The organism is Acinetobacter sp. V116_7 (assembly GCF_056735735.1).
In genome coordinates this window covers 80052-88989 of the sequence record NZ_JBWZIF010000015.1, presented here as the reverse complement: position 1 = coordinate 88989, position 8938 = coordinate 80052, and the positions used below count along the sequence as shown (strand labels likewise).

The 8938-nt window shown below is 39.6% G+C and carries 9 protein-coding genes and 4 tRNA genes; all 13 read right to left on the bottom strand.

Features of this window, described 5'->3' with window-relative positions; all coding sequences use genetic code 11:
- The coding region (locus tag AC1PJP_RS07285) for a GTP-binding protein (RefSeq protein WP_072292276.1) at nucleotides 1–89 on the bottom strand (89 nt) is incomplete at its 3' end.
- 146 nt (nucleotides 90–235) lie between these two features.
- Nucleotides 236–310, bottom strand: a tRNA-Thr gene (locus AC1PJP_RS07280).
- 13 nt (nucleotides 311–323) lie between these two features.
- Nucleotides 324–399: transfer RNA gene (locus AC1PJP_RS07275), tRNA-Gly, on the bottom strand.
- Nucleotides 400–436: 37 nt separating this feature from the next.
- Nucleotides 437–520, bottom strand: a tRNA-Tyr gene (locus AC1PJP_RS07270).
- Nucleotides 521–572: 52 nt separating this feature from the next.
- A tRNA-Thr gene (locus AC1PJP_RS07265) sits at nucleotides 573–648 on the bottom strand.
- Nucleotides 649–746: 98 nt separating this feature from the next.
- Nucleotides 747–2240 carry an anthranilate synthase component I gene (gene trpE / locus AC1PJP_RS07260; protein ID WP_479766742.1) on the bottom strand — a complete coding sequence of 498 codons (1494 nt, stop codon included), beginning with the start codon at nucleotides 2238–2240 and terminating at the stop codon, nucleotides 747–749.
- 109 nt (nucleotides 2241–2349) lie between these two features.
- The gene (locus AC1PJP_RS07255) at nucleotides 2350–3018 is read right to left on the bottom strand and encodes a phosphoglycolate phosphatase (protein WP_267531730.1); all 669 of its coding nucleotides are present in this window, start codon (nucleotides 3016–3018) and stop codon (nucleotides 2350–2352) included.
- A 65-nt stretch (nucleotides 3019–3083) separates the two neighbouring features.
- Nucleotides 3084–3713 (bottom strand): FHA domain-containing protein, encoded by a 630-nt coding sequence (locus tag AC1PJP_RS07250; protein ID WP_199944030.1) that lies wholly within the window; start codon nucleotides 3711–3713, stop codon nucleotides 3084–3086.
- 40 nt (nucleotides 3714–3753) lie between these two features.
- Nucleotides 3754–6021, bottom strand: a complete 2268-nt coding sequence (gene gspD / locus AC1PJP_RS07245; protein ID WP_174743872.1) for a type II secretion system secretin GspD — start codon at nucleotides 6019–6021, stop codon at nucleotides 3754–3756.
- A 41-nt stretch (nucleotides 6022–6062) separates the two neighbouring features.
- Nucleotides 6063–6899: a type II secretion system protein N gene (locus AC1PJP_RS07240; protein WP_479766741.1), complete on the bottom strand. Its 837-nt coding sequence runs from the start codon at nucleotides 6897–6899 to the stop codon at nucleotides 6063–6065.
- On the bottom strand, nucleotides 6899–7642 hold the full coding sequence (gene gspN, locus AC1PJP_RS07235; RefSeq protein ID WP_005301710.1) for a type II secretion system protein N: 744 nt from the start codon (nucleotides 7640–7642) through the stop codon (nucleotides 6899–6901). The genes AC1PJP_RS07240 and gspN overlap by 1 nt, the downstream gene beginning before the upstream one ends.
- Before the next feature lie 332 nt (nucleotides 7643–7974).
- Entirely contained in the window at nucleotides 7975–8301 is a 327-nt protein-coding gene (locus AC1PJP_RS07230) for an H-NS histone family protein (protein ID WP_002053185.1), read from the bottom strand.
- Nucleotides 8302–8495: 194 nt separating this feature from the next.
- Nucleotides 8496–8936, bottom strand: a complete 441-nt coding sequence (locus tag AC1PJP_RS07225; RefSeq protein ID WP_479766740.1) for an acyl-CoA thioesterase — start codon at nucleotides 8934–8936, stop codon at nucleotides 8496–8498.
- Nucleotides 8937–8938: the final 2 nt, after the last annotated feature.

Below are 8938 nucleotides of genomic sequence, written 5' to 3'. Positions count from 1 at the left end.
GCAGTTAAAGTTGTTTTACCATGGTCAACGTGACCAATTGTGCCCACGTTTACGTGTGGCTTATTACGTTCAAACTTAGCCTTAGCCATGTTTATAGTCCTCGTTTACGTCGAACACAATTCTGAGCAAGACTCAGCATCGACATATCGCCTAAAAAATCAAACACCCAATACTTGAAAAGCAGACTAATAAGCCTGCTTTTTAAATCTTTGTAGAAAATCTACTAAACTGTATCTGGAGCTCTTATCGAGATTTGAACTCGAGACCTCTCCCTTACCAAGGGAGTGCTCTACCACTGAGCTATAAGAGCGATTATCCTTCGATGGAGCGGGAGACGAGGGTCGAACTCGCGACATGCAGCTTGGAAGGCTGCCGCTCTACCAACTGAGCTACTCCCGCACGATGCTGGTATACTTAGCACTTCAATCGAAGTTAATGGTGGTGAGAGAAGGATTCGAACCTTCGAAACTTTCGTAGCGGAGTTACAGTCCGCCCCCTTTGACCGCTCGGGAATCTCACCATATCACACTTATTTCAGTGTTATCCTACACTTAACAACTTCACACTTTAAATGGTGCCGGCACACGGATTCGAACTGTGGACCTACTGATTACAAGTCAGTTGCTCTACCAACTGAGCTATGCCGGCGCTTCTTAGTGTTTCGTACGTTTCGTATCGGAACGGTGTGCAGTTTAGCAAAACTTCCAAACGATGCAAGCAGTTTTTTAAAAAAAACTGCTAAAAACTCATAAAATCAATCCGTTTGATGATAATTCAACCGCTTTGATCACTGCGCGAGCTTTTATTTGGGTTTCATTCCATTCCGATTCAGGATTTGAGTCAGCAACTAAGCCCGCTCCAGCCTGTACATACACTTTTTTATCACGGATTACACACGTACGGATTGCAATCGACATATCCATTTCACCATACCATCCTAAATATCCCACTGCCCCACCAAAAACACCTCTTTTCACAGGCTCTACTTCGTCAATAATTTCCATTGCACGAATTTTTGGTGCGCCAGACAAAGTACCTGCTGGAAAAGTTGCCTTAAATACGTCTAGTGCATCGATATCATCACGCACTTCACCTTGTACATTTGAAACGATGTGCATGACATGCGAGTAGCGCTCAATGACCATCTGATCAGTCACTTTGACCTTACCAATTTTAGAAACTCGCCCAACGTCATTTCGACCAAGGTCAATCAACATTAAATGCTCTGCGATTTCTTTCTCATCAGAGAGTAAGTCTTTTTCTAAAGCAATATCTTCTTCTTTAGTTTTTCCGCGTGGTCTAGTACCAGCCAACGGGCGAACTGTCGCAATACCATTTTCAAGACGAGAGAGAATTTCAGGTGATGACCCTACAATATGGAATGGTTTTTTATCCGTAATTGTTTGACCTTGTACTAAGAACAAATAAGGCGAAGGGTTTAAATGACGTAAAGCACGGTAAACCTGTAAAGCCTCTCCATCAAAGTCGGAAACCATACGTTGACCAGGAACAACCTGCATAACATCACCCGCGCGGATGTATTCTTTAACCTTTTCTATGGTCTCAAGAAATTTCGCTTTACCTGTAATCGATTCAAAATGTGGGGGTGTATGCGGCTTAGCTTGCAAACTAACTGGTGTAGCCAACAACTGTTCCAATTGATCTAACTTTTGCTGCGCATCTTCATAAGCATTTGGCTGTGCTGTATCGGCATGAACAATTAAAAACAGAGTATCTTTAAGGTTATCAAAGACAATGACCGTTTTTGATAGCATTAACCACAAATCCGGCAATGTAATTGGATCAGCCGCAGGAACATTTTTTAAACGTGGCTCTATGTAGCGAACTGCATCATAGCCTAAATAACCAACCAGCCCGCCAGTAAAACTTGGTAAGTCTGGTAAAAGCTCAGCTGGTGGAACTGTAAATTGCTTCTGGAATTCACGAATATATTCAAATGGATCTAGACAATCTTCTTGTGTGATCGAACCATCAGCATGCTGTATAGATAAAACACCTGCATTGCATGAAAAAACTGTCGATTCACCCAAACCAATCATAGAGTAACGCGCCCAGTTTTCACCACCTTCAACCGACTCAAATAAATAAGCTTGTTTTTGCTCCTTAAAACGAGCAAAAACAGATAAAGGTGTTTCCGTATCTGCTAAACGCTGACGATAAACTGGAATAGTGTTGTAACCTGATGCTTTAAGCTGTTCGAATTGCGCTAAAGTAGTCATGAATTTTTCTCTAATATGGTTTCGATTTAAAAGTGTGTTTTTCTAGTTTCGATTTAGACACGCCATCGAAAAACCATACGCTTATTCATGCTGATCTCCATTTCACTCATTAGATAATTAACTCAGCCAAACTATCAACCACTTGCTGAGGCTTGCAATCATAGATATTTTCTCCATGATTATAGCCATAGCTAACCACAATACAATCAATTCCCGCACGACGCGCAGCCTCAATATCATTACTTGAATCGCCAATCATTAATGATTGTGACGCAGATATTTTTAGACTTTGCATGCAATGCAACAAAGGTAATGGATGTGGCTTTCTCTCTGGCAAGCTATCGCCTCCAAGTACAACTTGAAAATAAGAAGAAAGTTCTAATGCATCAAGTAACCCTTGAGCAAGTTGCACAGGCTTATTGGTAACACATGCCATATGTATATTCAAAGTTTTACAATGCTTTAAAAACTCAGTTACACCAGGATAAATTTGAGTATTCACACAAAGTTCAGCACCGTATATGTCAACAAATTTCTGCAAGAGGACTTTATGCTGTTCAGCATCTAATTTTCCAAAAATATGAAGCAGAACACTTTCACAGAGTTTAGACACTCCCTTACCTACCCATGCTCGGATCTGGGCTTCTGTTATTAAAGGCCATTTTAATTCTTGCAAACTTAAATTCATTGATCTATATAAATCAGCAGCAGAATCAACTAGTGTTCCATCTAGATCAAATAAAATTAAATCGCGCTTACTTAATTGTGCAACAGACATCTTCTTCTTCTCAAAATTTAAAAGGCATGCGTTTAGCATGCCTTGATTGTAAAAGCAGCAATGGATTATTTAAAGAATAACCATGCCAATAAAGCTAAAATTACTAAAATAATAATAGTGATTAAACCAACTGAGGCATTCTTCTGTTGCTCTTTTTCTTCAGCAACACGAGAAACAGGCTCCTCAAAGGCAACAGGTGATGGTTGTTTTACATTGACATCCACACCCTCTGGAATAGGTGCAGGCTTTGGTATAGAGATATTCTGTGGCATACCATCACGACGAACTTCTGTTTCTGCAGCACGCTCTGCAAGACTTGGCATTCCTTGATCACTTAGGTCTTGTGTTAGTGCAGCAGTTTGCACGGGTTCTGCTTCGATTTCAGGTAAATCTAATATTTCTTTCGCAGGCGCTAATACAGAAAATTTAAAGCTAGCAAATTGAACAATATCACCATCATGCAGCTGTTTTTCTTGTTCAATACGAATATCGTTTACGAATGTACCATTTGATGAATTAAGGTCTTGCACCCATAGCAATTGATCTTTTAAAAGCAATGCAGCGTGGCGACGTGAAATTTCAGCGGCTTGCAACAATACATCAGCATCTTGATGGCGCCCGACTAACATATCACGATCAACACTAATTTCTTGGCCAGTAATTTCGCCAGTAATTGCTTGTAATTTCCAAGTCATGCGTATGTCCTATTCATTTTTTATCAATCATAACATGCTACTACGGTGCTGTGCTTGGACGCAGTGTCGTTGTTGTTACGGTATTTTTAGTACGATTAACTTCAGGTTCAGGCAACTGTAATGTTTGTCTTTGAACCGATGGCTGTACAGCTACAGGTGTTGTTACTGTCGAGCTTTTGCCACCTGAAGGAACCTGCTGATAATTTTTTGGCTGAGAGGCAATACTTGGCGGTGTCATCTTTTGATTATAGACATCATCAACCTGTTCAGGCAATTTGGCAAAGTTGCCATTTTTATCCATCGCCAATTGTAAGCTGTAAAGCTGATTGTAGCGCTGCTGAGACAAACGGCGCACATCATTTGCATCACCCACAATTGTTGGATGAATAAAGACGAGAAGATTACGTTTTACATTGCTTCGAGTATCCGAGCGGAATAATCGACCTACATATGGAATACTGCTTAACCCAGGAATACCTTGACGGTTAAATTCAACATCGTCAGAAACTAAACCACCCAAAACTACTGTCTGCCCATGCTCAGCCAATACAGCTGTTTTAATCGCACGTTTATTGGTAATTAAATCGGCCGCTTGACCTTTACTCGCCTGAACATTCGAAACTTCTTGTTCAATTTCAAGTCGAACTGTGCCATTTTCACCTATGTGAGGTATAACCTTTAATGTCACGCCTACGTCTTTACGCTCAACAGTTGTGTATGGATTGATGCCTGTACTGTTTGTAGTGACCGATCCTGTTACAAATGGAACATTCTGACCGACAACAATATAAGCTTCTTCATTATCCATCGTCACAATAGAAGGCGTAGACAACAAATTAGAAGCTGTATTCTCTTTTAGAGCTTGAATTAAAGCTCCATAAAGTTGGCGAGAACCATCTGCACCCTCTTTATACTTTCCTAATGCAATTGAACTACCTGCTCCAATTGCACTTCCCAAACCAGAAGCACCGCCCGTTAAATAACCAGCTGCCAGTGAAGCTAGACTTGAACCAGCGTTCGTAAAATTAATTAAACCAATACCACTATTGATATCACCAAGTGCCCATTGCACCCCTAATTGATCGGCATCTTTACCCGAAACCTCAATAATGGCAGCTTCAATAAGAACTTGCTGACGGCGAACATCTAGCTGCTGAATCGCAGATTCAATTTCACGCATTAATTGTGGGTCAGCCTTAACCACTAACGAGTTTTGGGCATTATCCGCAATAATACTCACACCATTTTGGCTAAAGCTAGAGATATTGTTTTGATTACTACTGTTTGAATTACCATTTAGGTTAATAGATGGCGTAGAAATTGAGCTACCATTTGAACCAGAGGTGTTTGAACTGGAATTTTGGTTATTACCCATCAAATTATTGATTGGATTCGATGAATTAGAAGAATTATTGCTATTTGACGAAGAAACAGCTTGTCCTGTTACGAGGCCTTGTAGAATCTCAGATAAGTTTTTTGCACTTGCATATTTTAATCGAAAAACTTTTAAGCCGCCCAAGCGGTCTGCTGAAGGCACATCCAGCATTTCGATCATGTGGCGAATACGTTTACGCGTTTCAGGATCGCCCTTTACTAAAATACGATTTGTTCGGTTGTCTGCAATAATACGGATACGGGCCCCGTTAAAATCCTTAGATGCTCCCGTAGCGCTCATTGCCTCAAGTTGAGTAATGATTTCTTCTGCCTGACTTGATTGCAAGTTAATAGCTTCAATATCATTTTGCCCTGTACCGTCGAGGTTACGAATGATATTTTCAAGTTGATAGATATTTGCAGCTCGGTCCGAAACAATTAGCGCATTAGTGCCTGCTATCGCAGCCATATGTGCAAATTGCGGCATTAAAGGGCGAAGTGCTGGAATTAAATCATTTGGATTTGTGTTTTCAAGCCAAATGACTCGAGTGACGATTTGATCACCACGCAGTCTATTTCTAGAATCGTAAGGGATTCCCGAGTTCTTAACATTACTATCTGGCACAAGTTTGATGGTATTCCCTGAAGGAATTGCCACCACCCCATTTACATTCAAGACCCCAAGAAATAGGTCATAAACTTCATCTTTATTAAGGGGTTTATTCGATATTACTGTGACATTGCCACGCACTCGCGGATCTACTGCAAAGTTTTTCCCCGTAATGTCTGCAACTTCATTAATAAATGCAGTTAAGTCAGCATCACGTAAATTGATCTTCCATGTCTGGGCATAGACGCTGCTGCTCACTGTCGCAATCAATGGGGCTGCTGCAAGTAATGCCCAAAGTGGACGTTGATGATTCAATAAAGCCATAACTTGCGATAATTCCTAACTCTTATGGTGACGTGTTATCACTAAAAATTTTGTTGTATGGTCATCACTTGATCACCACGTTTTATTTCTAATTTCACTTGCCCAGCTCGACGAGCCTGTTCAAGTAACTGCACATCCGTTTGTCCTTGCCCAACCGCTTGACCGTTTAAAGAAACAATCCGGTCACCCGGCCTTAAACCTAACTTATTTCGAAGCGCAGTGGGTGTACGTTCTGTAACTTCAAAACCTTCGCTTGAGTTCCCGCTTACCCCCATATCTTTGAGGTACTGCTCTCGGTTCCCCTGCATTTGCTGAATAGCCTGCCCTAACGCCTCTTGAGTCGTATTAACAGGTGCCGACGACTGAGGCGCAGTTGCAGCTGGTTGGGAGGCATCTGGCGTCATAGGTTGATATAAACCGTTTGGCAAACCTTTAAACTGAAGTTCACGCGTACTTCCATTACCTTGACGCAATATCACGTGATCCCAATAAACTTCTGCCAACTGATAAGAGGTAGAACCTATTGTTTCTCCCACCCGATACCGGTCAGCAGTATTATCAAGCTTAATCACAGCCGAAGAAAAACGGTTGGGATAACCCAGCAGCACGCCTTGTAATTCTAGATTGACATTTTCCTGAGCTGCATTGGCTGAAGGTTCATTAAAAAGCGAAAAAGTACTAATGTTAGGAATTTGTGGTTGCTGTGATCCTAACTCTACCCGATCAAACTGCATCATTTGAGGAGGTGCAATCACCCACCAAAATAATGAAGCCAATTTCCAGCACAGCCATAGAATTAAAACGGCAAATACAACCACACTTAACCGATCTAATTTTTGCCATTGTAGGTGCTGTAATTTCTCAATCCACACTTTCATTAGTTACCCCCTTGTATTAAGGGCTGACGAGAACTAATGACAAATGTATCTAAACCAGCTTTTCCATCATAAGATGGAATATTCAGTAATAATCTTTGCGTAAGCTGCACATCAAGCATCATGTTGGCATCTAATAAAAGATTCGCCATTTTCTGACTGCGTTGATCACGTATATCAACTTGTAATTGACCGTTTTGATCCGTTAGTTGCCCATTTAAAGAAGGCATATTCATCCGGTCTTGACGATCACCAATATTATAAATTAAAGCACCGCCACCCCAATGCAATTGACCATCAACTGCGGCGAAACCCTGCTCTTTTTTATAATTAAAATTAATATCTTTTAACTGGATACTATTCACAGGCCATTGCCAGTTCACAATTTGTTTTAATGTTTCAGGCGCAACCTGACCATTCATAGCTTTTACAATTACTTTTTTACCCACGCCATAGCCCATTACCCCAGATAATTGGGTATTTCCACTATGGATATCTACATCAGCAGCGAACCGTAATAAAAACAGGTCAAGAGGTCTAGTTTTCCAATGAATCGAGCCTCTCAAAGTACCACGCCGCCAATCTGCTTGGCCTTGCCAGATATTTCCACTTACATTGTGTAGAGTTTGATTATTCTTTGAAAATTTAGAAATTAGCCACGTCGCCGGGATCTGTAAAATAATAAAAATTAAAAATGCAATGAGTGCAAATAACCACCACTTCCATTGCTTAGACTTTTTCTTCATTCAGCCTTACCAACATGCAAATTATCGTCCTTATTTTGAGAGTAGCTCTCTAGTCTGACATTATGCATACTTTTTCAACATCGCCAATTCACTTCATATAAAAAAACCAAGCAATCGGGCTTGGCTTCGGTATTAAGACTATAAGTTGAACGTATGACAAAATCATGAAAACCGAGTGCTAAAAGAACTAAATGCAAATTTGATCTCAACAATCTATTTAAAGATGAATTTAAACACCCAATTTCTTAAATAATTTTCAAAACACACTTTAGTTATTTTTATGCATAAAAAAACCAGGCAAATCTGCCTGGCTTTTTAAATCGGCAATACGATTAGATTAAGAAATCTTCAAGTTTTGCGCCTTTTTCAATTTCAGCAACTAACCAGCGTGGTTGTTTACCACGACCAGTCCAAGTCTCTTCAGAATTGTTTTTGTTGCGGTAACGTGGCTCAACAGATTTACGTGTTGTTTTCTTACGTTTTTGAGCACCAAACTCAAGAAGTTGTTCAACACTAAAACCTACATTTTCAGCGATCTCGATAATTTGATTATAAGCATCTTCGATTGCTTGATCTTTTTTACTTGCAATTAAAGCTTCCGCTTCTTCTTGTAAGCGTTTTAACTCTTCAACAGATAATTCACTGATATCCGGTTTCATTAATAAATACTCCAGTCTTACAGACAATTCAAAATAATACAGACAAAATTTAAAAACATAAAATCAAGACCAATATTATTTATAATCTATTCAATAAGCAATAGTTTGAAAGCCGTGTTCATCAGAATAACTAAAAAAATTACCTTTTAATTACATTATCAATTATAAATGAAATATATTTTATTAATATTTATTTAAGATAAATGTATTAAGTCATGCCCAACAGATTTTTCTAGCTCAATAATTTTTTGTTTTATTTCCTGAGGTATTTCACATTTTCGTTCTGTTAATTTATCTACGCAGACCATAACCGCTTCACCAGTAGCCACGATTTGCTGTTGTGTCTCACTCCATAATATATAAACCATACGGAATGCACTATTACGGAGCTCTTCCACGCGAACACCGACTTTCAGTACATCTGGATAAAAAACTGGCTTTAAATATTTACACTGACTTGAGGCTACGACGGTATATAATTGTGGCGTTAATATATTTATTGCTTCCATATATAAAATACGTGAGCTTTCAATATATCGATAATATTGTACATTATTGACATGACCGAAAGCGTCCATATCTCCCCATGCGACTTTCTGTTCATATATTATCGGGTAGACAGACAGTTCTTTCATTT